General features: G+C 71.6%; 24 protein-coding genes. 3 read left to right on the top strand and 21 right to left on the bottom strand.

Annotation, left to right across the window (positions count from 1 at the left end; all coding sequences use genetic code 11):
• Window positions 1–12: 12 nt before the first annotated feature.
• The 3 genes from AB0L59_RS38695 to AB0L59_RS38685 all read right to left on the bottom strand — a co-directional run bounded on the left by AB0L59_RS38695 (window position 13) and on the right by AB0L59_RS38685 (window position 3,851).
• The gene (locus tag AB0L59_RS38695; protein WP_365591849.1) at window positions 13–585 is read right to left on the bottom strand and encodes an XRE family transcriptional regulator; all 573 of its coding nucleotides are present in this window, start codon (window positions 583–585) and stop codon (window positions 13–15) included.
• A 379-nt stretch (window positions 586–964) separates the two neighbouring features.
• Window positions 965–2,782: an ABC transporter permease/substrate binding protein gene (locus AB0L59_RS38690; RefSeq protein WP_365591846.1), complete on the bottom strand. Its 1,818-nt coding sequence runs from the start codon at window positions 2,780–2,782 to the stop codon at window positions 965–967.
• A complete protein-coding gene (locus AB0L59_RS38685; RefSeq protein WP_365591843.1) occupies window positions 2,775–3,851 on the bottom strand; it encodes a glycine betaine/L-proline ABC transporter ATP-binding protein in 1,077 nt (358 codons plus the stop codon). The genes AB0L59_RS38690 and AB0L59_RS38685 overlap by 8 nt, the downstream gene beginning before the upstream one ends.
• Window positions 3,852–4,166: 315 nt before the next feature.
• Between AB0L59_RS38685 and AB0L59_RS38680 the strand changes: the two genes are divergently transcribed.
• Window positions 4,167–5,111, top strand: coding sequence for a 5'-3' exonuclease (locus tag AB0L59_RS38680; RefSeq protein ID WP_365591841.1), 945 nt, complete (start codon window positions 4,167–4,169; stop codon window positions 5,109–5,111).
• 107 nt (window positions 5,112–5,218) lie between these two features.
• Entirely contained in the window at window positions 5,219–6,064 is an 846-nt protein-coding gene (locus AB0L59_RS38675; protein WP_365591838.1) for a siderophore-interacting protein, read from the top strand.
• 11 nt (window positions 6,065–6,075) lie between these two features.
• On the opposite strand, the gene AB0L59_RS38670 is transcribed toward AB0L59_RS38675, so the two are convergent.
• The 5 genes from AB0L59_RS38670 to AB0L59_RS38650 form a co-directional block, all read right to left on the bottom strand.
• A complete protein-coding gene (locus tag AB0L59_RS38670; RefSeq protein ID WP_365591836.1) occupies window positions 6,076–7,014 on the bottom strand; it encodes a 5'-nucleotidase in 939 nt (312 codons plus the stop codon).
• 106 nt (window positions 7,015–7,120) lie between these two features.
• The gene (locus AB0L59_RS38665) at window positions 7,121–7,897 is read right to left on the bottom strand and encodes an ABC transporter permease (protein ID WP_365591834.1); all 777 of its coding nucleotides are present in this window, start codon (window positions 7,895–7,897) and stop codon (window positions 7,121–7,123) included.
• Window positions 7,894–8,901, bottom strand: a complete 1,008-nt coding sequence (locus tag AB0L59_RS38660) for an ATP-binding cassette domain-containing protein (protein ID WP_365591831.1) — start codon at window positions 8,899–8,901, stop codon at window positions 7,894–7,896. The genes AB0L59_RS38665 and AB0L59_RS38660 overlap by 4 nt, the downstream gene beginning before the upstream one ends.
• Before the next feature lie 171 nt (window positions 8,902–9,072).
• Window positions 9,073–9,702, bottom strand: a complete 630-nt coding sequence (locus AB0L59_RS38655) for a PadR family transcriptional regulator (RefSeq protein WP_365591828.1) — start codon at window positions 9,700–9,702, stop codon at window positions 9,073–9,075.
• 104 nt (window positions 9,703–9,806) lie between these two features.
• On the bottom strand, window positions 9,807–10,388 hold the full coding sequence (locus tag AB0L59_RS38650; RefSeq protein WP_365591825.1) for a GNAT family N-acetyltransferase: 582 nt from the start codon (window positions 10,386–10,388) through the stop codon (window positions 9,807–9,809).
• A 66-nt stretch (window positions 10,389–10,454) separates the two neighbouring features.
• On the opposite strand from AB0L59_RS38650, the gene AB0L59_RS38645 reads away from it, so the two are divergent.
• On the top strand, window positions 10,455–11,405 hold the full coding sequence (locus AB0L59_RS38645) for an RluA family pseudouridine synthase (RefSeq protein WP_365591823.1): 951 nt from the start codon (window positions 10,455–10,457) through the stop codon (window positions 11,403–11,405).
• 87 nt (window positions 11,406–11,492) lie between these two features.
• On the opposite strand, the gene AB0L59_RS38640 is transcribed toward AB0L59_RS38645, so the two are convergent.
• The 13 genes from AB0L59_RS38640 to AB0L59_RS38580 form a co-directional block, all read right to left on the bottom strand.
• Entirely contained in the window at window positions 11,493–12,983 is a 1,491-nt protein-coding gene (locus AB0L59_RS38640) for a cytochrome P450 (protein ID WP_365591821.1), read from the bottom strand.
• A 47-nt stretch (window positions 12,984–13,030) separates the two neighbouring features.
• Window positions 13,031–13,651, bottom strand: coding sequence for an ATP/GTP-binding protein (locus AB0L59_RS38635; protein WP_365591819.1), 621 nt, complete (start codon window positions 13,649–13,651; stop codon window positions 13,031–13,033).
• Window positions 13,632–14,057 (bottom strand): DUF742 domain-containing protein, encoded by a 426-nt coding sequence (locus tag AB0L59_RS38630; protein ID WP_365591817.1) that lies wholly within the window; start codon window positions 14,055–14,057, stop codon window positions 13,632–13,634. Before AB0L59_RS38630 ends, AB0L59_RS38635 begins: the two co-directional genes overlap by 20 nt.
• Window positions 14,054–14,458 (bottom strand): roadblock/LC7 domain-containing protein, encoded by a 405-nt coding sequence (locus tag AB0L59_RS38625; RefSeq protein WP_365591815.1) that lies wholly within the window; start codon window positions 14,456–14,458, stop codon window positions 14,054–14,056. The genes AB0L59_RS38630 and AB0L59_RS38625 overlap by 4 nt, the downstream gene beginning before the upstream one ends.
• The gene (locus tag AB0L59_RS38620; protein ID WP_365591813.1) at window positions 14,455–16,122 is read right to left on the bottom strand and encodes an ATP-binding protein; all 1,668 of its coding nucleotides are present in this window, start codon (window positions 16,120–16,122) and stop codon (window positions 14,455–14,457) included. Before AB0L59_RS38620 ends, AB0L59_RS38625 begins: the two co-directional genes overlap by 4 nt.
• Window positions 16,123–16,524: 402 nt before the next feature.
• Window positions 16,525–19,377, bottom strand: a complete 2,853-nt coding sequence (locus tag AB0L59_RS38615) for a DEAD/DEAH box helicase (protein ID WP_365591810.1) — start codon at window positions 19,375–19,377, stop codon at window positions 16,525–16,527.
• 82 nt (window positions 19,378–19,459) lie between these two features.
• Entirely contained in the window at window positions 19,460–20,404 is a 945-nt protein-coding gene (gene tatC / locus AB0L59_RS38610) for a twin-arginine translocase subunit TatC (protein ID WP_365591808.1), read from the bottom strand.
• Window positions 20,405–20,451: 47 nt separating this feature from the next.
• Window positions 20,452–20,736 carry a Sec-independent protein translocase subunit TatA gene (gene tatA / locus AB0L59_RS38605; protein ID WP_365591805.1) on the bottom strand — a complete coding sequence of 95 codons (285 nt, stop codon included), beginning with the start codon at window positions 20,734–20,736 and terminating at the stop codon, window positions 20,452–20,454.
• A 236-nt stretch (window positions 20,737–20,972) separates the two neighbouring features.
• Window positions 20,973–21,167, bottom strand: a complete 195-nt coding sequence (locus AB0L59_RS38600; protein ID WP_365591802.1) for a hypothetical protein — start codon at window positions 21,165–21,167, stop codon at window positions 20,973–20,975.
• A gap of 470 nt (window positions 21,168–21,637) precedes the next feature.
• The gene (locus AB0L59_RS38595) at window positions 21,638–21,898 is read right to left on the bottom strand and encodes a hypothetical protein (protein ID WP_365591883.1); all 261 of its coding nucleotides are present in this window, start codon (window positions 21,896–21,898) and stop codon (window positions 21,638–21,640) included.
• Window positions 21,899–22,052: 154 nt separating this feature from the next.
• Window positions 22,053–23,045, bottom strand: coding sequence for a WYL domain-containing protein (locus AB0L59_RS38590; protein WP_365591800.1), 993 nt, complete (start codon window positions 23,043–23,045; stop codon window positions 22,053–22,055).
• Window positions 23,046–23,060: 15 nt separating this feature from the next.
• Window positions 23,061–24,014: a WYL domain-containing protein gene (locus AB0L59_RS38585; RefSeq protein WP_365591797.1), complete on the bottom strand. Its 954-nt coding sequence runs from the start codon at window positions 24,012–24,014 to the stop codon at window positions 23,061–23,063.
• Between the two features lie 167 nt (window positions 24,015–24,181).
• Window positions 24,182–24,553 carry an FKBP-type peptidyl-prolyl cis-trans isomerase gene (locus AB0L59_RS38580; RefSeq protein WP_189880969.1) on the bottom strand — a complete coding sequence of 124 codons (372 nt, stop codon included), beginning with the start codon at window positions 24,551–24,553 and terminating at the stop codon, window positions 24,182–24,184.
• Between the last annotated feature and the right edge of the window lie 14 nt (window positions 24,554–24,567).

Below are 24,567 nucleotides of genomic sequence, written 5' to 3'. Positions count from 1 at the left end.
ACGCCTCCACCGTCAGCGCGACCGATCCTGGACGGCCTCGATGTGTTCGGCCACCGCCACCACGACGACCCGCGTGTCCGGCACCGTCGCCCGCCACCGATGCCGCACCCCGCCGGTCAGGTAGAGCGTGTCCCCGCGGCCGAGCCGGTACGCGCGGCCCTCGGCCTCGATCTCCACCGCACCGTCGGCGACGTACATCAGCTCGTCGTTGCGGTGCTGGAACTCGCGGCCGGCGTCGTGGTCTCCGGTGAACTCGGAGGCGTGCAGCTGGTGGTGGCCGCGGACCAGGGAGCGGGTGCGGGGCTCGAAGTCGTCGTCCTCGGCGGCCGGGTCGGCGCGCACCAGGTCCACGCTGGCCGCCGGGTCGGCGGCGGCGAGGAGTTCGACGGCCGTGGTGCGCAGGGCGTCGGCGAGCTTCTCCAGGGAGGAGCGGCTCGGGCGGGCCCGGTCGTTCTCGACCTGGCTGAGGAAGGGCACCGACAGTCCGCTGCGCTCGGCCACCACGGCGAGAGTCAGCTCCAGGGCACGGCGGCGCCGCCGGACGGCCGCGCCCACCCGCACGGGCTGTTCTTTGTGGTCACCCATCGCTCCGGCTCCCTCCCCCGCTCGTCGTGCCGCCTTCCGGGTGCCCGGACCGGGCGCACCCCTTCTGATGACTTCACTGCACCCTACGCATGTTCGGCAAACCGTTTCACGTCCCTGTCACAACCCCGACATGCCGTCGAGTCCCCACCCTCACGGTTCGCGCCAGCGTGCCGGGGCCGCGGCCCGTCCGGTACGGCGTCCCGGCCAAGGGTGAACACGCCGACCAGCGGGGCCGGGCGACGCCGCCCGGGCCGGCGGTCGTCACTCTCTGCGATTGGCCGGATTCCTGCCGTGCGCGTGGACGCCGCGAGGGGCGGGCCGCCGGACGCTCTGCGGCGTCCGCGGCCCGCCCCTCGGGTGGCGGTCCGGGGCGGTCAGGTCACCCGGCCGCCCGACTCCGGGCGTCGTGCCCGGCGACCGGGGCCCACTTGGCGACCAGGCCGGGGTTCTGGCGGAGCCAGGCGCGGACGGCGTCCTGCTCCTTGCCCTTGCCGGCCTTCTGGATCTGCGACTCCAGGCCCGTGAGCTGCTTCTCCGCCATGGAGAAGTCCTTCAGCCACTTGCCGACCTGCGGGTTGTCGCCGGCGAAGCCCTTGCGGGCGAGGGTGTGCACGCCGTCGCTCTTGCCCCAGGCGCCCTCGGGGTCCTTGAGCTTCTTCAGGTCGTAGTCGCTGTAGGCCCAGTGCGGGGACCACAGGGTGACGACCACCGGCTGCTTCCTGGCGTAGGCGCGCTTGAGCTCGGCGAGCATGGCCGGGGTGGAGCCGTCGATCACCTCGTACGTGCCGTCGAGGCCGTACGCCTTGAGGACCTTGTCCTTGAGCAGGCTCATCTCGCCCGCGCTGGGCTCGATGCCGACGATCCTCCCGCCGAACTCGGAGGCGTGGTCCTTCAGGTCCGCGAGGGAGTTCACGTCCTTCACGTACGACGGGACGGTCAGCTCCAGGGAGGTGGGACCGAACCACGAGCCGAGGTCGTCGAGCTGCCTGCCGTACTTCTTCCAGTACTCGGCGTGGGTGGTGGGCAGCCAGGAGTCGGTCTCGAAGTCGAGCTGGCCGGTGGCGAGGCCGGTGTAGAGGGGACCGGCCGCGTACTGGGTGGTGGTGACCTTGAAGCCGCGTTCCTCCAGGATCTCCTTCCAGAGGAAGGTCGAGGCGACGCCCTCGTCCCAGGGGATGTAGCCGATCCTGATCTCCTTGCCCTTGCCGACGTCGTCCGTGCCGGAGGCCTCGGAGGTGCCGGCGGACGGGCCGAAGACGCCCGTCCCGCCCGCGACCAGGGCGAGGACGACCACGCCGACGACGGCCACGGCCGGGCGTGGGCGGTGGCTCCACGCGCGCGTGGGGGCCTTGGCGGCGGCCCTGCGGCCCAGCGGGGAGAGCTGGGTGCCGAGGGCGCCGGTGATGCGGTCCAGGTAGATGGCGAGGACGACGATGCCGACGCCCGCCTCGAAGCCGTAGCCGATGTCGAGCTGGCCGATGGCCTCGTTCACGGCGCCGCCGAGGCCGCCGGTGCCGACCATGCCCGCGATGACGACCATGGACAGGCCCAGCATGATCACCTGGTTGACGCCGGCCATGACGGTGGGCAGGGCGAGCGGCAGCTGGACGCGCCAGAGGATGTCGCGGGGTGTGGTGCCGAACGCCTCGGCGGCCTCGACCAGTTCGGCGTCGACCTGGCGGATACCCAGCTCGGTCATGCGCACGCCGGGGGCGAGCGCGAAGATCAGGGTGGCGACGACACCGGCGGCCGTGCCGAGGCCGAAGAACAGCATGGCCGGGATCAGCAGAACCATCGACGGCATGGTCTGCAGCAGGTCCAGGACGGGCCGTACGGCCGCGCTGACCGCCTTGGAGCGGGCCGCCCAGATGCCCAGCGGGAGCGAGATCACCAGCGCGATCACGGTCGCCACGAGGACCAGGGCGAGCGTGGACATGGCCCGGTCCCACAGGGCGAGGGAGTCGACCAGCGCGAATCCCGCGAAGGCGAGGACGCCGGCGACGAGACCGCGCAGCCACCAGGCGATGACGGCGAGGATGCCGGCCATCAGCAGCGGCTGGGGCGCGCCGAGGACGGCGTCGATGCCGTTGTACATGCCCTCCATGACCGCCTTGACGGCGTCGAAGAGCCAGGAGAGGTGGTCGACCAGCCAGTTGACGCCGGAGTCGACCCAGTCGCCGAGGTGGATCCTAGGCACGGCCGATCACCTTGCCCTCCGGGTTGTCGCAGGACACGGGACCGGCCGTCTCGTCGCCGAGGAAGCCGACCAGCCGCTGCCTCGGTACGACACCGATGACCCGGTTCGCCTCGTCCACCACGGAGACGCGGTGCGACAGCCGGGCACTGATCGCGCACAGCTCGGTGAACGGCGTCTCGCGGGTCGCGGTCTCGCAGCCGCACAGGGGGGCGTCGCCCGTGACCGAGGTGTCCATGAGGGCTCCCGCCGTCAGCGCCCGGGTGCGGTCGACGTCCTGGACGAACGAGGCGACGTAGTCGTTCGCCGGGCGCAGCAGGATGTCCTCGGCGGTGCCGGTCTGCACGATGCGCCCGTCGCGCATCACCGCGATGCGGTCGCCGAGGCGCACGGCCTCGTTGAGGTCGTGGGTGATGAAGACGATGGTCTTCTTCAGCGTCTCCTGCAGTTCCAGCAACTGGTCCTGCATGTCACGGCGGATCAGCGGGTCCAGGGCGCTGAAGGACTCGTCCATGAGGAGCAGATCGGCGTCGGTGGCGAGGGCGCGGGCGAGGCCGACGCGCTGCTGCATGCCGCCGGACAGCTCGTCGGGCCAGGACTCCTCCCAACCGGCCAGGCCGCACAGGGCGAGCGCCTCGTCGGCGCGGCGCTCACGCTCGGCGCGGGGCACGCCCTGCACTTCCAGGCCGTAGGCGGCGTTGTCGCGGACGCTGCGGTGCGGGAACAGCGCGAAGTGCTGGAAGACCATGCTGATCTTCCGCGAGCGCAGCTCGCGCAGCTCGCGGGCGCTGAGCGCGGTCAGGTCCTGGCCGTCGAAACGGACGCTGCCCGCGGTCGGCTCCAGCAGGCCGTTGAGCATGCGCAGGAGGGTGGACTTGCCGGAGCCCGACAGGCCCATGACGACGAAGATCTCGCCCGCCCCGACACGGAAGGAGGCGTCGATCACGGCGGCGGTGGTGCCGTCGGCGCGCAGCTCCTCCCGGTCCGCGCCCTGCCGCAGGCGTTCCACCCCTTGCTCCGGTCGTCCGCCGAACACCTTGAACAGGTGTTCGACCTCAAGCCTCGGTTGCACGCGTGCCTCTCGCCTCGGGGACATGACAGAGGCCGCGCCTCCCCGAGATCCACATGGTCAAACTTTTAAGTGGCTCATCTCACAGCCCGGCCTGCAAGGACAAGGGGGTCCTGCCCGCGCCGGGCCGGGTCAGCGTCGTGTCCGCGCTCCCGCGGCCTCTGACCGCGGTGGTCTCCGCGTGGTGCCTGTGGCCGGCCTGGGCCGCCGTGGGCCGTGCCCCGCCGGCCTGCGCGGCGCTCGTCACGGAGCGGCCGCGCTTGAGGCGGCCGCTGTCACTGACCGGGCGATGTCGGTGCCGTGCGGCATGATGCGAACGTGACCGGACGACTCATGCTCCTCGACACCGCATCGCTGTACTTCCGCGCCTACTTCGGCGTCCCGGACTCCGTGAGGGCACCGGACGGCACGCCCGTGAACGCCGTGCGCGGGCTGCTGGACTTCATCGACCGGCTGGTCAAGGACCACCGGCCGCAGCAGCTGGTGGCCTGCATGGACGCCGACTGGCGGCCGCAGTGGCGGGTGGACCTCATTCCCACCTACAAGGCACACCGGGTCGCCGAGGAGCACGAGGACGCGCCTGACGAGGAGGAGGTGCCCGACACCCTCTCCCCGCAGGTGCCGGTCATCGAGGCCGTGCTGGACGCGCTCGGGATCGCCCGGGTCGGCGTCGCTGGGTACGAGGCGGACGACGTGATCGGCACGTTCACCGCGCGCGCCGCGGTCCCGGTGGACATCGTCACCGGCGACCGCGACCTGTACCAGCTGGTGGACGACGCGCGCGGCGTCCGGGTGCTGTATCCGCTGAAGGGCGTCGGCACACTGCAGCTGACCGACGAGGCGGCGCTGCGCGAGAAGTATGGGGTCGACGGGCGCGGGTACGCGGACCTGGCGCTGCTGCGCGGCGACCCGAGCGACGGCCTGCCCGGTGTGGCCGGGATCGGCGAGAAGACGGCCGCGAAGCTGCTCGCCGAGTTCGGCGACCTGGCCGCCATCATGGCCGCACTGGACGACCCGAAGGCGAAGCTCACACCGTCGCAGCGCAAACGGCTGGACGAGGCCCGCCCGTACGTGGCGGTCGCGCCGAAGGTGGTACGGGTGGCCGACGACGTACCGCTGCCCGACGTGGACACGGCCCTCCCGCGCGCCCCGCGCGACCCGGCCGCACTGGAGCGGCTGGCCGAGCGGTGGGGACTGGGCGGCTCGCTGCGGCGGCTGCTCACCACGCTCGCCGAGGGACCCGAGGGTCCTGAGGGACCTTGAAAGGAAATTTTCCGGTCAAGGGCCCTCATCCGGCGCTCCGGAGAGAGGTGTTGCACAGGAGCGAGATGCTAACTTAGGTAAACCTAACCATTTGGCAGGAGGTCGTGATGGCAGAGCGTCCGGGACGAAAGCCGCGCAAGGCCCGTACCGCCCAGGTGATCCGCACCGAGCGGCTGACGCCGCACATGCAGCGGGTGGTGCTCGGCGGCGAGGGCCTGGCCGGCTTCGCGGCGGACACCTGCACCGACCACTATGTGAAGCTGCTCTTCGGCCCTGCGGGCGTGACCTATCCGGAGCCCTTCGACCTGGAGCGGATCCGCGCGGAGTTCCCGCGCGAGCAGTGGCCGGTGACCCGGACGTACACCGTGCGCGCCTGGGATCCCGAACACCGGGAGCTGACCCTGGACTTCGTGGTCCACGGCGACGAGGGCCTGGCCGGACCGTGGGCCGCCCGGGTGCAGCCGGGTGAGACCGTGCGCTTCATGGGCCCCGGCGGCGCCTACGCCCCCGACCCGGCGGCCGACTGGCATCTGCTCGCCGGTGACGAGAGCGCGCTGCCCGCGATCGCGCGGGCCCTGGAGACGATTCCCGCCGGCGCCCGCGCGCATGCCTTCGTGGAGGTGTCCGGCCCCGGGGAGGAGCAGAAGATCGACTCCGATGCGGAGGTCGTCTGGCTGCACCGCGGAAACCGGCCGGTCGGCGAGGCGCTGCTGGAGGCCGTGCGGGGGCTGGAGTTCCCCGAGGGCCGGGTGCAGGCGTTCGTGCACGGCGAGGCGGGCTTCGTGAAGGAGCTGCGCCGGCTGCTGCGGGTCGAGCTCCAGATCCCGCGTGAGGACCTGTCGATCTCCGGCTACTGGCGCCTGGGCCATGACGAGGACGGCTGGCAGGCCTCCAAGCGGGAGTGGAACGCGCGCATCGAGGTCGAGCAGGAGGGCGGGGCGGCGGCGGCCTGAGCACGGACCGTTCAGGGGGCCGTCTCGTTGATCTTGCCGAACGGGATGTGCACGCTCGGCGTGGTCCGGGACGTGCTCCGCAGGTGGGTCACCTGGTCGTCGAAGAAGATGTGCGGGTCCAGCACCCTCATGACGGCGCCCTTGTCTATGCCGCCGAGGAAGAAGGCGTCGTTGACCCGCACGCCCCACTCCTTGAGGCTGTTCACGGCCCGCTCGTGGGCCGGTGCGTTGCGCGCGGTCACGATGGAGACGTGGACCCGCACCGCGTAGCCCGGATCGGCCTCCCGGCGCCGCTCCTCCCGGCGCTGTATGCGGTTGACGCCCGCGAGGAAGTCGCGCAGCGGGCCGGGGTCGTGCGGGGTCGCCGCGTTACGGGCCTCGTGCGCGCGGAACTCCTCCAAGCCGTCGGACTGGTACACCTGCTCGGCAGCGTCACCGGCGAGCACGCCGTCGAAGTCGAAGGCGATCCGCAGCTCCCGGTCGGCGAGGTCGTCCGGGTACGCGGCGCCGAGCACATGTCCGGCGGGCAGCCCGGCGGCGACGGCCTCCCGCACGTCGTCGCCGTTCGCCGACAGGAACAGGGACATGTTCAGCGCCGGCATGAACTTGTACGGGGACCGGCCCTGCATGAACACGGCGCGGCTGATCGGCAGCCCGTGGGCCTGGATCGAGCGCATGACCCGCAGGCCGGTGTCGGGGTCGTTGCGGGAGAGGATGATGACCTCGACGAGCGGATCGCCCGGCTCGCCGAGGTCGTTCAGCGACAGCAGCCTGCGGATGAACGCGAACGCGACTCCGGGTCGGAGCGTGTGGGCCACATGCTCCTCCTGGTAGGCCCGGTAGGCCTCCTCGCCCTGCTCGCGGAAGACGGCGTCCGACTCCCGCAGGTCGAACAGGGCACTGGAGGCGACACCGACGACGAGTCGGTCCGCGAGGTCATAGGCCGGCATGCGCTACATCCTCACACCGGCCGCCGCGCCCGCGTTCGTGGCGTGCACCGCGTGCACCGCCACACCGAGCACCGCGTCCGCCGTCGCACGGGGCACCGCGCGCGCGTCACACCGACCGCTGGTACGAGCGGAAGGTGCGGATCGACAGCCACACCGCCGCGATCGCCAGCGCGAGCAGCGCGCCGCCCCGGCTGAGGAGGCCGCCCGGGTCGGGATGCTCGGACATCGCCGAACGGCCCGCCACCATGGCCCAGTTGACCGGGTTGAAGTCGGCGATGTGCCGCATCCAGCCGGGCATCTGCGCGGGTGCCATGAAGGCGCTGGAGAGGAAGGTCAGCGGCAGCAGCAGGAAGGTGTTGATGCCGATGATCGACTCCCGTTCCCGAACGAGCATGCCCAGCGCGTTGGACAGGGCGCCGAAGACCGTGCCGAGCAGGACGGAGGCCAGTACGAGGAGGGCGATGCCGCCGACCCCGCCGGGGTAGTCCGCGCCGCCGAGCAGGCCGAGCAGCACGATGACCACCGACTGGAACGCCGTGACGAGGCCGTTGTTGACGACGTTGCCGTTCATCAGCGCGGCCCGGCTGACCGGGGTGGTCAGGAACCGGTCCAGGGTGCCGCGCTGGATCTCCTCCAACGTGCCCATGCCGGCCCACATGTTGGAGCCGAGGGCGCTCATCACCACCACGCCCGGCACCAGGTAGTCCAGGTACGAGGTGGTGCCGAAGCCGCCCAGCTCGACGACCTTCTTGAAGAGGTTTCCGAACAGGAACAGCCAGATCACGGGCTGGATCAGGGTGATGACCGCGTAGGCGGGCTGCCGGGCGAACACCCGTAGTTGACGCTGTGTCATGTACCAGGTCTGGGTCAGGGCGTCCGTCATCGCACACCTCCCGCGAGCACGGCCCCGGTCGCGGTCCCGGCATCGGTGTACCGGCGGCCCGCGTGGCGGAGGTAGACGTCGTCCAGCGAGGGCCGGGCGACGGTGGCGGAGGCGACGGTGACCCCGGCCCGGTCGAGCGCGGCCAGCAGCGCGGGCACCGTGGCCGCACCGTGGTCGGCGCGGACGCTGATCCGGCGCCCCTCGCACTGCGCCTCGTGCACCCCGGGCAGGGCGGTCAGGGCACCGGCGAGCAGCGTGCGGCCGGCCTCGCCGACCGCTTCACGCAGCTCCAGGTGGACGGCGTCACCGCGCAGTTCACCCTTGAGGGCGTCCGGGGTGCCCTCGACCACGACCCGGCCGCGGTCGACGATCGCGATGCGCTCGGCGAGCCGGTCGGCCTCCTCCAGGTAGTGCGTGGTGAGCAGGATCGTCAGCCCCTCCTCACCGGCCAGGCGCCCGATCTCCTCCCACATCGCGGTGCGCGCCTCGGGGTCGAGTCCGGTGGTCGGCTCGTCCAGGAACAGCACCTCGGGCCGGTGCACCAGCCCCAGCGCCACGTCGAGGCGGCGCCGCATGCCGCCCGAGTAGCCCTTGACCGGCCGGCGGGCGGCGTCGGCGAGGCTGAACCGCTCCAGCAGCTCGTCCACCCGGTGGTTGAGCGCCGTACCGCTCAGTCCGTAGAGGCGGCCCTGCAGTTGCAGGTTCTCACGGCCCGTCGCCATCGGGTCGGCGCCGGACTGCTGGGCGACCACGCCGATCGCGCGGCGCACCCGGTCGGGGTGGCGCAGTACGTCGTGCCCGGCGACGGTGGCGGCGCCGGAGTCGGGGCGGGCCAGGGTGGTGAGGATCTTGACGGTGGTGGACTTGCCGGCGCCGTTGGGGCCGAGGAGTCCGAAGACGATGCCCGGTGCCACGGTGATGTCCAGGCCACCGAGGGCGGTGACGTCACCGGGATAGGTCTTGACGAGCCGGCGCGCCTCCACTGCGGGCGCACGGGTGTTCATGACGACTGCTCTCCTGCGTGTGCGAAGGATGGAAGATCCACGTGAAGAGCGCCGGGCTATCCTGGGTGTGCCGCACCTCGATGGCCCGGAGCCGCCGCACGGCGGATCCGTTTCGGGGTTCGAGACCCCGGCGGAGCTGCTGCAACAGCCCCGTCGGGGTCGTGTTTCTCCTCAGGTGGTCGGGGTGAGGTCCGGGGGCAGCTCCCCGGTCTCGTGGTAGTGCCGCCACTCGTCGACCCTCGGCAGCGTGCCCTCCTCGATCTCCGCCAGGAAGCCGCGGACCCACTCGGCCTGCGCCGCGGTCATGTGCAGCTGGTACTCGGTCTCGACGAGGAAGAGCCGGGGCAGCGTCTCGTACAGCTTCTCCAGTGCCCCCCGGCCGCTCGCCACCTGCACCTCCAGAGCGCTGAGCCGCTCCCGAAGCAGCCGCACCACCTCGTCCGGGTGCAGCGCACCCATGAGCGAGAGGGCGGTCTCGAAGATCGGGTACTCCTTCGCCGGGAGGGCGATGAGGTCCGACAGCCATTCGGCCAGCTCCTCACGCCCGGCGTCGGTCAGCCCGTACACCGTGCGCTCCGGACGGTTGCCCTGCCGCTCGACGTCGGTCACCTCGACGAACGCGTGCTTCTCGAGGTTCTGCACGACCGTGTAGAGCGAGCCGTAGTTGATCTTGGTGCTGGCGTCCTTCCCCTGGCGGCGCAGGGTCTGCGCGATCTCGTACGGATGCATGGGCTTCTGCCAGAGGGTCGCCATCACCGCGAGCGCCAGCGGGTTGCCGAGCTTGCGACGCTTCAGGACCATGACGATCGCCTCGCTTCCGAATATCCGCACACGAACATATCGCGTTCTCTTCGCGAGGGTCAACACCCACTCGATATATCGCGTGCGGGGGCCCGGGGGGCCGGTCAGTCGCCCCGGACGCGCGCGTGGAGGTGCATGTCGTGCCAGCCGTCGGGGTGGAGCAGCGCGCTGCGCTTGGTGCCCTCGACGGCGAAGCCGGCCTTGGCGGCCACCCGGCAGGAGGCCTCGTTGGTGGTGGAGTGGGAGAGTTCGAGGCGGTGCAGCCCGATCTCCTCGAACGCCCAGCGGGACAGGGCGGTGGTGGCCCGGACCGCGACACCCCGGCCACGCGCCCGTGCCACCGTCCAGTACGCGACCTCGGCGACGCCGTCGCCGAGCAGGATCTCGCGCAGCGCGACCCGGCCCAGCAGTTCCCCGGTGTCCGCCTCCGACACGGCCCACTGGGCCTCGCGCTCGTGCCGCCAGGCCTCCCGCCACCGCGCGATCCACCCGGCGACCTCCTCCTCGGAGTCGGCGGACCTGATGTGCCACTGGTGCATCGCCGGGTCCTGGAAGGCGGCGTGGACGGCGGGTGCGTCCTCCGCCCGCCAGGTGCGCAGCAACAGGCCGTCGCCGGTGGGAAGGGTGGGCTGGGACACGCGGGCGAGGGTTCCGGCCGGCACGACCGGGCTGGTGAGATACGGCATGATCCGCATCCTGCCGATCACCGGGCCGTCGTCGCAGCCGTTTTCCGCCTCGTACTCTTGACCCCGATGAGACGCCGTACGCCACCCCCTCCCGCCCCGCTCCCCCAGCGCGACGGGGTCGATCCCGTGCGGGTGCGGCTGCCCCACGGCGGGGCGTGGGCCACCGTGCGGGAGCACCTGGTGCAACGGCTGACGGGGGCTGGGCCCGGCGTGGTGGCGTCGATGTTCGACGCGGGGCTGATCGTCGGCGCCGACGGGCGGGCGGTGACCCCGGACGCGCCGTACGAGCCCGGCATGTACGTGTGGTTCCACCGCGAGCCGCCCGCCGAGGTGCCGGTGCCCTTCCCGGTGGAGGTCGTCCACCGGGACGCGCACATCGTCGTCGCCGACAAGCCGCACTTCCTGGCCACGACCCCGCGCGGCACCCATGTGACGCAGACCGCGCTCGCCCGGCTGCGGCGCGAGCTGGGCATCCCGACGCTGACCGCGGCGCACCGCCTGGACCGGCTGACCGCGGGGCTGGTGCTGTTCACGGTGCGACCGGAGGAGCGCGGCGCGTACCAGACGCTGTTCCGGGACCGGCGGGTGCGCAAGGAGTACGAGGCGGTCGCGTCGTACGACCCCTCGCTGGCCCTGCCCCGGACCGTGCGCAGCCGGATCCTGAAGGAGCGCGGGGTACAGGCGGCCCGCGAGGTCGAGGGCGAGCCGAACGCCGAGACCTACGTCGAACTGGCCGGGCACCGAGGCGGGCTGGGCCGGTACCGGCTGGTTCCGGCGACCGGGCAGACCCATCAGCTGCGGGTGCATCTGAACACGCTCGGCGTGCCCATCCTCGGCGATCCGCTGTATCCGGAGGTGACCGGCCCGGTGCCGGCCGGTGACTTCCGGCGCCCACTGCAACTGCTCGCGCGGAGGCTGGAGTTCACCGACCCGGTCACCGGCGTGGAGCACGCGTTCGCCAGCGGGCGCGTGCTCGGCGCCTGGGAGTCGTACGACGGCTGGGCCGGCCGGGGCTGAGCGCGGGCTACCGCGCGACCGGCCCCGGGGGCGCCGCGGACGACCGACGTCACGTCGCGGCGCCTCCCGGCGGGGCGCCCGTCGTCGTCACTCGCCGCGCCACCAGTGGAGCAGCCGCCGCCAGACGCCCCGAGGGCGGGACGCCGGTGCCGGAGCCGCGGGGCAGGGCTCGGGCAGGGCGGGGCGGGAAGCGGTGGGACGCGGCTCGACGGCCGGGGCCTGGGCGGAGCGCAGGCCGCCGGCCTGCCAGGTGGAGCGCTGCGGCGGAAGCGCCACGGGCCTCGGCGGGACGTCGACGTCCTGCTGCGGCTTCGGCTCGAAGCGCACGGGCAGGGACACCAGGTGCCGGGAGGCGATGGACGAGCGCCAGCTCAACTCCTCTTCGGGGCAGTCCAGCTGGATGTCGGACAGCCGCATCAGCAGCGCGTCGACGCCGACGTCGGCGATGGCGCGGCCGATGTCCTGGCCGGGACACTCGTGCGGGCCGCCGCCGAAGGCGAGGTGGGAGCGGTTGCCCTGCATGCTCGCGGACAGGTCGGGGCGGATGCGCGGGTCGAGGTTGCCCGGCGCGGGCGCGAAGAGCAGGCCGTCGCCCTTGCGGATGCGCTGCCCGCCCAGCTCGGTGTCCTGCTTGGCGTAGTAGGCGAAGACGGTGCTGAACGGCGGCTCGTCCCACAGGGACTGCTCGATCGCCTCCGGTACGGTCATCTGGCCGCCGCTGAGCTGGGCGCGGAAGCCGGGCTCGGTGAGGACCATGCGCAGCGCGTTGGCGAGGAGGTTCGCAGTGGCCTCGTAGGCCGCGAAGAGGACGAGCCGAAGGTGTTCGCGGACCTCGTCGTCGCTGAGCCCGGCCGGGTGGGTGACGAGGTGGCTGGTGAAGTCCTCCTCGGGCTGGGCGCGGCGCCGGGTGGTGAGCCGGCTCAGGGCGTCCATCACGTAGGTGTGGCTCTGGATGGCGGTCTCGGTGCCCTTCAGGGCGTCGCGCGCGGCGTGCACCATCCGCTCGTTGTACTCCTCGGGCATGCCGAGGATCTCGCACAGGACGGCCATCGGCAGATGCTCGGCGAACTGGGACACCAGGTCGGCCCGGCCGCGTTCGCAGAAGCCGTTGACCAGGCCCTGCGTGTAGCGGCCGATGTGGCGGCGCAGGGTGCGGTGGTCCATGGTGGCCATGGCCGCGGTGACCGCCGCGCGCAGCCGCTGGTGCTCGTCGCCCTCGGCGTGCGAGCAGATCGGCTGCCAGGCGATGTGCGGCATGAGGGGGTGGTCGGGCTTGACCGTGCCCTCCGTCAGCGGGCTCCAGATCCGGCTGTCGCGGGTGAACAGCGAGGGGCTGCGCACCAGATGTAGGTTCTCGGCGTGCCCGAGGACCACCCACATCGGTACGTCCTCGTGCAGCAGCACGGGTGCCACGGAGCCGTGCTGCTCCCGCAGCCGCTCGTAGAGGTCGCCCAGGTCCGCCGCGTCGGGGCCGTAGAGCCGGTGCAGCCCGCCGGGGCCGAGGGCGTGCGCGGGGCAGCCCGGCGGCGGGCCCGGGGTGGGGTCGGTGTCGGTCAGCGAGGGGGATTCAGACGTCACGGTGTCGCTCCGGAACGAAAAAGGGTGTGGGGGTGGATCGGCTGCGGTCAGGTCAGGGCGCGGGACAACGCGATGGAGTGCAGGAAGCGCATCAGGGTCATCAGCACGTCCTTGCTGGAGGCCCGGCGGCGCACGTCGCACTCGACGATCGGGATCTCCGGGGTCAGGTCGAGCGCGGTGCGCAGTTCGTCGACCGGGTAACGGGGCGCGTCGGGGAAGGAGTTGATGGCGACGACGAAGGGCACGCCGCGTTCCTCCAGCCGGCCCATGACGTCGAAGCTCACTTCCAGGCGTCTGGTGTCGACGAGGACGACCGCGCCGAGCGCGCCTTCGAACAGGCCGTTCCACAGGAACCAGAAGCGCTCCTGGCCGGGGGTGCCGAAGAGGTAGAGCACCAGCCTGTCGGTGATGCTGATGCGGCCGAAGTCCATCGCCACGGTGGTGGCCGTCTTGGAATCGGATCCGTAGTTGTCGTCCACGCCGATGCCGGCCTGGGTCATGGTCTCCTCGGTGGTCAGCGGCCTGATGTCGCTGACGGAACCGACCATGGTGGTCTTGCCGACACCGAAACCGCCCACGATCACGATCTTCACCGCGGTCTCGGCCGTGTGCGGCAGATGATCCTCGGTGCGCGGACCGGGGATGGTGTCAGAGCCGTTGAAGTCCATGCATCACCGCTTCGAGGAGTGAACGGTCGGGGAGCGCCTGGCGGACGACCGGGGCGCGCACCTTTACCAGTTCGGCCGTGATCAGCTCGGTGATCAGGACGGTCATCGCGCTGAACGGCAGGTTCAGATAGGCCGAGAGCTCGGCCACGGACAGGGGGTTGGCACACAGCCGCAGCACCGCGGCCTGCTCCGGTGAGGCGGCCGGCTGGGGCGCGTCGCGCGCCACGATCAAGGTCACGAGGTCGAGTTCGGCGCGTGCGCCGTCCTCGGATCCGGCGACCGTGTAGAGCCGTTCGGGGTTCTTGGGCTCGGCCTCGCCGTCCGCCGGCCCGGACGCCGGCGGCTGCGGCCGCGGAGGCGGCGGTGGGGGCTTCGGTTCGCGCCGTTTGCGCCGTGGAGGTGTCATACGCTCTGCCCGTTCCGCCGCGGCGGACTGGTGAGGTGGGCGCCGATGCGGACCACGAGGTCGCGCATCATGCCGCTCATCCGTCCCGGCTCGCAGGTCACGTCGGCGAGCACGGCGAGGTAGGCGTTGTCGCCGGCGTTCATGAGGTAGAAGTAGCCGCCGTCGATCTCGAACACGACGACCTGCATGTCTCCGGCGCCGGGGAGCTCCTTGATGATGGCGCCGGCCAGGCTCTGCACGCCGGCGCAGGCGGCGGCGACGCGGTCGGCGGCGTCGGGGTCGCCTCCGTAGCGGGCGATGCGCAGTCCGTCCGCGGAGAGGACCACGATCATCTCGATGCCCGGCACGCCGTCGTTCAGCTGCTTGAGCATCCAGTCGATGTTGCCTCGCTGCTGGATCACTTGAGGTCCCCCTCGTCGTCGGCCTCGGTGGTGCCCTCGACGGGCTCGTCCGCATAGTCGTTGAGCAGGTGCACGTACTTTTCCGGGTGCCTCGTGAAGTCGGTCAGTTCCGGCCCGGTGGCGCCCTCGGGCATGCCCTTGCGCAGGCCGTTCCAGAAGTCCTCGATCCCCTGGCCGAGTGGCCGCTCCATGAGCTTCTTGCGCTCGGGGTCCATCTCGGGCTCGGGTTCGGGTGTGGGCTGTGACCAGATGGTCGGCCTGCCCTCCCGCTCGGCCCGCTCGAGCTCGGCCTTCTCGGCGAACCGCTGGCTCAGCGGCGTCTTCATCCGGCTGCGGCGCTGCGGCAGCCCGCCCGCCGTCCACTCGGTGACCACGGGGACGTCGTCCTCCATGGAGATGCCGGCCGGGATCTTGGGGCTGGTGGGGCGGCGCCTCTTCGGCGGGCGCTTGGGGCCCTCGACGGCGCCGAGCGCGGGAATCGGCGTACCGGTGGCGCCGATGCCGTGGGCGGCGCCGACACCGGGCTCGGTGGTCGTCATCACACGCGGCACGATGAGGATCGCGCGGACACCGCCATAGGCGGAGGCCCGCAGCGAGACCTCCATGTCGAACATCTTGCACAGGCGGCCGACGACGGCGAGCCCGAGGCGCGGGTTCTCCCCGAGGTTGTGGGCGTCGTCGCCGTTCTTGGCGTCCTCGATCATCCGCTCGATGCGGGCGCGGGACTCCTCGCTCAGGCTGACGCCGGCGTCCTCGATCTCGATGACGACGCCGGACTGCACCTCGGCGGCCGTGACGTGCACCTTCGTCGAGGGCGGTGAGTAGCGGGTGGCGTTGTCGAGGAGTTCGGCGGCGGCGTGGATGACCGGCTCGACGGATGTGCCCTTGATGTTGATGTTGACGATGGAGTTCAGCTGGATGCGGCGGTACTCCAGGATGCGCGACATGGCGCCGCGCAGCGTGCTGTAGAGGGAGACCGGCAGGGGCCACTGACGGCCGGGGCGGCCGCCGCCGAGGACGGAGATGGTGTCGGCGAGACGGCCGATGAGCGAGGTGCCGTGGTCGATGCGCAGCAGGTCGTCGAAGACCTCGGGGTTGCGGCCGTGGTCCTCCTCCATCTCCCGCAGTTCGTTGGACTGCTGGTGGACGATGGCCTGGACGCGGCGGGCGATGCTCACGAAGGACTGCTCGGTGGCCTCGCGCATGTTGATCTCGTGCTCGGCTCCGCGCATCGCGGCGCGGAACAGCTGCCGGTACGCGTCCGGCAGACTGCGCAGTTCGGGGTCGACGTCGTAGCCCTTGACCATGACGTCGCGCAGCGGTTCTCCCACGCGCAGCCGCAGCAGGCCGTGGGGGATGACGTCGGTGGCGAAGCGCTCGATCAGCTCGTCGTGGGCGGCGATCCGGTGCTCCAGATACGCGCTGTGACGGGCGTGCTCGGCCTGTTCCTCGCGGAGCCTGCGGCCGCGGCGGGCGGCCTCCCCGCCCGTGGCGAGGACCAGCAGCACGGCCAGCGCCCCCACCGCGCCGACGGCGATCCGGGCCGACGCCGGCACCAGGGCGACGGCGGCCCCGGTCGCGGCGGCCATCAGTATGGCCGGGGGCAACAGCACGCGCGCATAGGGACGTTCACGGCGACCGGGAGGCTTCTGAACACTCACCATGGATGCCTTCTGAGACGAATCGGCTGGGTGTCGGGAGAGCTTTCGGGGGGAAGGTTCATGAACTGTCGGGATCTATCGCATGTTTGGGAACAGGCGCACGAATTCACCTCAACTCGGTGCGCCGCGGGCGAGCTTAGTCCGACCGGATCATCGCCGTGTCATATTCGGCAAGCACCTGAAATCGCCCGTACGACAGGAGTACGCTCGGCCCCATTTACACGCAGGGCTGCCATTCGAACACGTTCGGTCACTGGGTACGGGCATGCGAAAGTGACTCACCGTGATGAGTGAAAGTGCAGGTGGGTCAGGGTTCTTCCGGGCACCGGACAGGTGCCACTCCGTGGAGGAGCGCGGGGAACTGCGCGATCAACGGCAGTTCACCCGCGCCCGCGATGCGTCAGGTCATCCCACCGACGAGTAGGCGACCACACCCCGCAGCAACTGATCCACGGCCTTGCGCGCGGCCTTGGCCACGGTCGAGCCCTCCACAGGAGCCGCCGCGGAGATCTGGCCCAGCACGTCGATCACCTGCTTGCACCACCGCACGAAGTCCCCCGCGGGCATGTCCGCCTCGCGCAGCACCTCGTCGAGCCCCTTGCCCGAGGCCCACATGTACGCGGCCCAGGCGAAGCCCAGATCCGGCTCGCGCTGCCCGACGCCCTCGGTCTGGTTGATCCGGAACTCCTCCTCCAGACCGTCCAGCCGGCCCCAGATCCGCACCATCTCACCGAGCGCGGCCCTCGCCTGGCCCGACGGGAGCTTGGGCGCCATCGCGTCGTCGCCGACCCGTGCCTCGTACACCAGCGCCGAGACGCAGGCGGCGAGTTCGGCCGGGCCGAGGCCCTCCCAGACCCGCTCGCGCAGGCATTCGCTGGCCAGCAGATCGAGTTCCCCGTAAAGCCGGGCGAGCCGCTTGCCGTGCTCGGTGACCTCGTCGCCGCGCAGGTAGTCCAGCTCGGTCAGCAGGGCCACGATCCGGTCGAAGGTGCGCGCGATCGTGTTCGTACGGCCCTCGATGCGGCGCTCCAGCTGCGAGGTGTCGCGCAGCAGCCGGTGGTAGCGCTCGGCCCAACGGGCGTGGTCCTCACGGTCGTTGCAGCCGTGGCAGGGATGCGCGCGGATGGCGGTGCGCAGGCGGGCGATCTCACGGTCGTCGGCGGCCTGGGAGCGCTTCTTGCGGGCCCGCTCCGCGGGGATGTGCCCGGCCTTGGTGCGCAGCGCGGAGGCCAGGTCCCTGCGGGACTGTGGCGAGCGCGGATTGAAGGACTTCGGGATGCGCATCCGGTCCAGCGGCTCCACCGGCACCGGGAAGTCCATCGCCGCCAGCCGCTTGACCTGGCGTTCGGCGGTCAGCACCAGCGGGCGCGGGCCGTCGTAGTGATCGTAACCGCGATGGCCGTTGGAGCGGCCGGCGGGCAGGCCCGGGTCGAGCACCAGGGCCAGGCCCGCGTACTTGCCCGTGGGGACGTGGATGACGTCGCCCGGCTTGAGCCGCTCCAGGGCGCCGGCCGCCTCGGCGCGCCGCAGGTTGGCGCCCTGCCGGGCCAGCTCGGTCTCGCGGTCCTTCAGTTCGCGGCGCAGTCGCGCGTACTCCTCGAAGTCGCCGAGGTGGCAGGTCATGGAGGCCTTGTAGCCTTCCAGGCCCTCCTCGTTGCGCTGCACCTGGCGGGAGATCCCGACGACCGACTTGTCGGCCTGGAACTGCGCGAAGGACGTCTCCAGCAGTTCGCGCGAGCGGTGCCGGCCGAACTGCTCGACCAGGTTGACCGCCATGTTGTACGACGGCTTGAAGCTGGAGCGCAGCGGGTACGTGCGCGTGCCCGCGAGACCGGCGAGGTGCTCGGGGCTCATGCCGCGCTGCCACAGCACGACCGCGTGTCCCTCGATGTCGATGCCCCGGCGGCCGGCGCGGCCGGTCAGCTGGGTGTACTCGCCGGGGGTGATGTCGGCGTGCTGCTCGCCGTTCCACTTGACGAGCTTCTCCAGCACCACCGAGCGGGCCGGCATGTTGATGCCGAGCGCGAGGGTCTCGGTGGCGAACACCGCCTTCACCAGGCCGCGCACGAACAATTCCTCCACGACCTCCTTGAAGGTCGGCAGCATGCCCGCGTGGTGGGCGGCGATGCCGCGCTCCAGGCCCTCCAGCCATTCGTAGTAGCCGAGGACGTGCAGGTCCTCGGGCGGAATGGAGGCGGTGCGCTCCTCGACCAGGGCGCGGACCCGTTCCCGGGCCTCCTCGTCGTTGAGCCGCAGGCCCGCGTACAGGCACTGCTGGACGGCGGCCTCGCAGGCGGCGCGGCTGAAGATGAAGGTGATGGCCGGGAGCAGGCCCTCGGAGTCCAGTCGCTCGATGACCTCGGGCCGGCCCGGTGTCCACACGCGCGAGCGCTGTCTGCGCTCGCGCTCCCGGTCGGCCTCGCGCATCGCCCGGCCGCGCCGCCGGTCCTGGTACGAGGGTCTGCTGGCCTCCATGCGGGCCAGGCGGACCAGGTCGGGGTTGACGGCCTTCTTGTGGCCCTCGCCCTCCTCGAACAGGTCGTACATCCGGCGCCCGGCGAGGACGTGCTGGAACAGGGGCACGGGCCGGTGCTCGGAGACGATCACCTCGGTGTCGCCACGGACGGTGTCCAGCCAGTCACCGAACTCCTCGGCGTTGGACACGGTGGCCGACAGCGACACCAGGGTCACCGACTCGGGCAGGTGGATGATCACCTCTTCCCAGACGGCGCCGCGGAAGCGGTCGGAGAGGTAGTGGACCTCGTCCATGACGACGTAGCCGAGGCCGAGGAGGGTCTGGGAGCCGGCGTAGAGCATGTTCCGCAGGACCTCGGTGGTCATCACGACCACCGGGGCGTCGGAGTTCACGCTGTTGTCGCCGGTGAGCAGGCCGACCTTGCCGGTGCCGTAGCGGCGGCACAGGTCGGCGTACTTCTGGTTCGACAGCGCCTTGATGGGTGTCGTGTAGAAGCACTTCTTGCCCTGCTGCAGGGCGAGGTGGACGGCGAACTCGCCCACGATCGTCTTGCCCGAGCCGGTGGGGGCGGCCACCAGTACGCCCTTCCCCGCTTCGAGTGCCTGGCAGGCCTCGATCTGGAAGGGGTCGAGGCCGAAGTCGTACATCTCGCGGAAGGACGCGAGCGCGGTGGCCTGCTCGGCTGCCCGCCTGCGGGCCGCCGCATACCGCTCGGCCGGTGAGAGGTCCTCTGTCATCGTGCTTTCGAGCGTACCGGGCCCCGCTGACAACAGGACGATCATTATCCCGATCATTTGCCTCGCGACACGACGATGCCCCCGTCCACCAGGGCGGGGGCATCGTGCGGCTCGGTGAGGCGCGGGCTCAGGTCACGTCGTCGTAGCCGTTGACCCGGTCCGTGCCGGTCGGCTCGGGCAGGGACCGGCTGGCCGCGACGGGCTCGATCTCGCCGATGTCCTCGGGAGTGAGGTCGAGCTCGGAGGCCTCGTCGTCGGCGGGGCCCTGCGCCTCGCGGCGGGCCCGGCGCCGGTCGTTGAGCAGCGAGAAGCCCACGGCGATGAAGAACAGCCCCCAGATCGGTGCCGCCAGCGCCAGCATCGTCCCCGGGTCGGGGCTGGGTGTGGCCACGGCCGCGAAGGCGGCGATACCGACGATCATGCCGCGCCACCAGCCGAGCATCCGCCGACCGGACAGGATGCCGGTGAGGTTGAGCATCACCAGCAGCAACGGCATCTCGAAGGCGAGGCCGAAGACGACGACCATGCGCGTGACCAGGTCGAGGAGGTCGTCCAGCGGGAGCAGGTTCTCCGCACCGCCCGGCGTGAGGTCGACGAGGAACTTCGCCGTCACGGGCAGCACGTGGAAGGCGAGGTAGCCACCGACCAGGAAGAGGGGGAAGCCGAAACCGACGAACGCGTAGGCGTACTTCTTCTCGTGCCGGTGCAGGCCGGGTGCGACGAACGCCCACAGCTGGTAGAGCCAGACCGGCGCCGCCAGTACGACACCGGCCGTCAGCGCGGTCTTCAGGGCCAGGGTGAACGGCGCCAGCAGGCCGCTGACCGTGATGTGCGCACAGTGGACGTTCTTGGTCTTGGCCAGCTGCCCGAAGGACTGCCCGCAACCGACCGAGTGGAGCACCGGCTGGGTGATGAAGTTGATGATGTCCTTGTAGAAGAAGGCCGACACCACCGCGACGACGACGATCGCCAGAACGCCCTTCGCGAGCCGGTTGCGCAGCTCACGCAAGTGATCCGCGAGCGGCATCCGCCCCTCGGGATCCTTCTCCGTATTGCGGGCAGACTTGAGCAACCCACATCCTCATCTCGTGCAACGGACCGGACGCCCCGGTCCTCGCGTCAGCGCTGGGTCGTGTCGGTCGGCTCGTTGACCGGGCGGGAGCTGGACACGTCGCCGGGCGCGGCCTGGATCGTGCGCTGGGCGGGGGTCGGCTCCTCGGCGGGCTGCGCGGAGGTGGTGGACTGCTTCCCCTCGTCCTTCATCGCCTTGGCCTCGCTCTTGAGGATGCGCGCGGACTTGCCGAGAGAACGCGCCATGTCCGGAAGCTTCTTGGAGCCGAACACGAGGACGATCACCAGAATCAGCAGCACCAGGTGCCACGGCTCAAGTGCGTTGCGGAACATAAAGTCTTCACCTTCTCACTGAGGCGGGGCGACGGGGCGTGTCCGACGGGTCGGACATTTGTCTGACCATCGTGCTGGCAGCGATCGTAACGCCCTGGGGTGAACGGTGGACAATCCCCGTGCGTACGCCCGCTCCGCGGACCGCGCCTCAAATTCCGGGCCGCGACCAGCAGCGTACCTGGCCGAACCCGCAAGGTGACAGGCCGAAGTGCCCCAAATCGCACGACGTGACGCAATCACAGGGCATCTACAGCGCGGGCCGCGCTGCCGGCCGCCCGCTCCAGATCCTCGGCCGCCCTGTCGATACGGCGCGCGGAGTCGGCGACCTGCTGTCCGAGGCGCCTGGCCTCCAGGAAGACCCGGACGGCGAGCACCCCCAGCACCGCTAGACCCAGGAAACCCACCGCTACCGCGAACATCGGCCAGAACATGACGTCGAGACTAGACCGTCCCCAGCGGTGCGACGCAGCCGCCTGCGCCGCGAAGTGCGGCTCCGGGGCCCCCGCACCGGGCGGCTTCGGGGGGCCTGGTACCTGGGCTCGCGGCCGCGGGGAGCTGCACGTCGATTCCACCCTCAGGGCCCTCCACCCCGAGTCCGGCGTCCGGGTCCCGCACCCGGCTCCGCCCTCAGCACCCCGCACCCCGAGCGCGGCCTCAGGCTCCCGCACCCCGAGTCCGGCTTCGGGGTCCTCCACCCGACTCCGCCCTCAGGGCCCGACACCCCGAGCACGATCTCAGGCGCCCGCACCCCGGGCCCGGGCCAGGCTCCCGCGCCCCGGGCCCGGCTTCCCGGTCCTGCACCCCGAGTCCACCCTCAAGGCCCGACACCCACCTCCGCCCTCAGCACCCCGCACCCCGAGCGCGGCCTCAGGCTCCCGCAGCCCCGGCGGGCCGCGGCGTGCTACACCGTGGAGTGCAGCCGCAGCGTGCTGACGCCGCCGCCGGTGAGCAACTCGACAATGCGCTCACCTGCGGGCTTGCGGACGGCGGCACCGCACTCCGGGCAGGTGAAGGAGTAGAACGTCGTCCGGCTGCTGGCGCCGATGGCCAGGCGCAGCGCGCTCGCGGCGAGCTCGAAGCGGCCCCGGCAGTCCGGGCAGCCCGCCTTGAACACCACGGGGACCGCTCTCCTCATCCCGGCGAAGGCGGCCGCCACCGTCATCTCACCCGCACCGGACACCCGAGACTCGCTCACAGGCCTCGCTCCTTCTCGTGGGTCGTTCACCGGCCGTCGATGCGCCGTTGTCATCTGCGGCGCCGTCGTGGCTGGTCGCGCGGTTCCCCGCGCCCCTGGGCGCGCGCAGCGCCCCGGCAGCTCACTCCGGCGGCGCCGTGTCGTACGCCGCCAGGGCCTCCGCCGCCGCCCGGCGGGCGCTCTCGGCCAGCTCGGGCGGGGAGACGATCCGGCCGTCGGCGCCGAGCCGCAGCGCGAGGCGCCGCAGGGAGGCCGGATCGGGGGTCCGCAGAGTGATACGCAGCCCGCCGTCGGGAAGCTCATCGGCGCTGTCGTGCGGGTAGTACTCGGCCACCCAGCGGCCGCCCGGGCCGACCTCGACCACGACCTCCGGGTCCTCGGCGGCCGGCTGCACCAGCCCCTCGGAGAGGTCGCGCAGCTCTATCTCGGGCGGCGCGGACGGCTCGTCCAGGATCCTGATCTCGGCGACCCGGTCGAGCCGGAAGGTCCGCCGGGCCTCGGAGCGACGGCACCAGGCCTCCACATAGGTGTGGCCGACGCTGACCAGGCGGATCGGGTCGATCTCGCGCTCGGTGACCTCGTCGCGGGCCGGGGAGTAGTAGCGGATCCACAGCCGGCGGCGCTCGGAGATCGCCCGGTCGACGTCGGCGAAGACCCCGCCCTCGGACTCGAAGGTCACCGACAGCCGGGAGCTGGCGCCCGCAGCTTCGCCGGCGGCGGCCTCCACCTTGGCCGTGGCGCGCAGCAGGGCCTGCCGGTCGCCCTCCCGCAGGCCCGGCAGGGTCGAGACCGCGCGGGCCGCCACCAGCAGCGCGGTGGCCTCGTCGGCGGCCAGCCGCAGCGGCTCGGCGGCCTCCTCGCCGAGTGCGGCCGGGTTGTGCCACCAGATGCGCTCGCCGTCGGTGTCGATGTCCAGCAGGTCACCGCCGCGGAAGCTGGTGCCGCACATGGGCAGCAGATCGAGGTCGGCGACCAGCTCGTCCTCGGTGATGCCGAAGGCACGCGCCACGTCGGCGATCCGCGCGCCGGGCCGCTCACGCAGATACGTCACCAGGGAGAGCATCCGACGGGTCTGGTCGATGGCGTTCACGGGCCTGACCGGTTTGCCTGCCACAGTCCTGCTCCCCCCTCAGCCCTTGGCCACGGCACGCAGCCGGTCCACCACGTCCGCGCGCAGCTCGGCCGGCTCCAGGACCACCACGTCCGGCCCGAACTCCACCAGCCAGGCGTCCAGGCCGTGCCCGTACGGAATCTCCAACTCGTCCCACCCGTCGCCGAGTTCCCGCACCTTGCCGGCCTTCGCCCGGAGGGGGTAACCGGCGCCGGAGCGCAGCCGGATCAGGGCCGTGCCGTCGGCGATCTCGCCCGCCCAGCTCGCGACGGTCTCGCGCACGGTCACCACGTCGGGCACGGGCGCGGTGAAGCCCGTACCGCGCGAGCGGACCCGGCCGGTGATCCGGGACAGCCGGAAGACCCGCTCGGCGCCCCGGTCCCGGTCGAAACCGGCCAGGTACCAGTGGCCGCGCCAGCACTCCAGCGCCCATGGCTCCACGTGCCTGGGCTCGGGGTGGGCGGCGGAGGCCTTGCGGTAGTCGAAGACGACCGGGCGGCGGTCGCGGCAGGCCAGCATCAGCGGCTCGAACGCGGCCTCGTGCACCGGAATGCGGGGTTCGAGGGCGCCGTGCGCCTCGTACGGGTCGACGCCCTCGGGGAGCCCCGCGGCGCGCAGCTTCTGCAGCGCACCACTGGCGGCGCCGGCCAGACGGGCCTGCTGCCACACCTTCGCGGCGAGGCCGAGCGCCGCGGCCTCTTCGGCGTCCAGGGTGATGGGCGGCAGACGGTTGCTGTCGCGGCGGGCCATGTAGCCGACCTCGCCGTCGAGGTTCTCCACCGTCTCGATGACCAGACCCAGCTCGCGCAGGTCGTCCTTGTCCCGCTCGAACATCCGGTTGAAGGAGTCGTCCGAGCCCGCCTCGAGGTAGGCCTCGATGGACGCACGCAGCTCACGCTTGCTGAGTGGCCGCCGGGTGCCGAGCAGACACAGCGCGAGGTTCATCAGCCGCTCGGCCTTGGCAATGGCCATCGACGCCCTTCACCTTCCCTATCGTGCTTCCGACCGATGACCGTACCGCTCCTCGGTGCGGTGACAAAAGCCGAGGGCCCATGCCCGGACAGGCATGGGCCCCAGGTGATCGGATCCGGTCGGACACGGCCGGTCGATCAGGCGATCATGTGGGGATCGGGCGGGGATCAGACGCCCAGGAGGTCCACCACGAAGATCAGCGTCTCGCCCGGCTTGATCGCCGGGGTCGGGCTCTGGTTGCCGTAGGCGAGGTGGGCGGGGATGGTCAGCTGGCGGCGGCCACCGACCTTCATGCCCTGCACACCCTGGTCCCAGCCCGCGATGACACGGCCCCCACCCAGCGGGAAGCGGAACGGCGTGCCCCGGTTCCAGCTGGCGTCGAACTCCTCGCCGGTGCTGAAGGCGACACCCACGTAGTGGACGGTGACGGTCTGACCCGCCTGCGCCACCGGCCCGTCGCCCTCCCAGATGTCCTTGATCTCGAGGTCCGCCGGGGGCTCGCCGCCCGGGAAGTCGATCTCGGGCTTATCGATGCTCACGTCAAAAGCTCCTG

Origin of the sequence: Streptomyces sp. NPDC052109 (assembly GCF_040680195.1) — a bacterium.
GTDB lineage: Bacteria > Actinomycetota > Actinomycetes > Streptomycetales > Streptomycetaceae > Streptomyces.
Note: the sequence above shows the minus strand (reverse complement) of the source record. Positions and strands in the feature narration are given on the sequence as shown.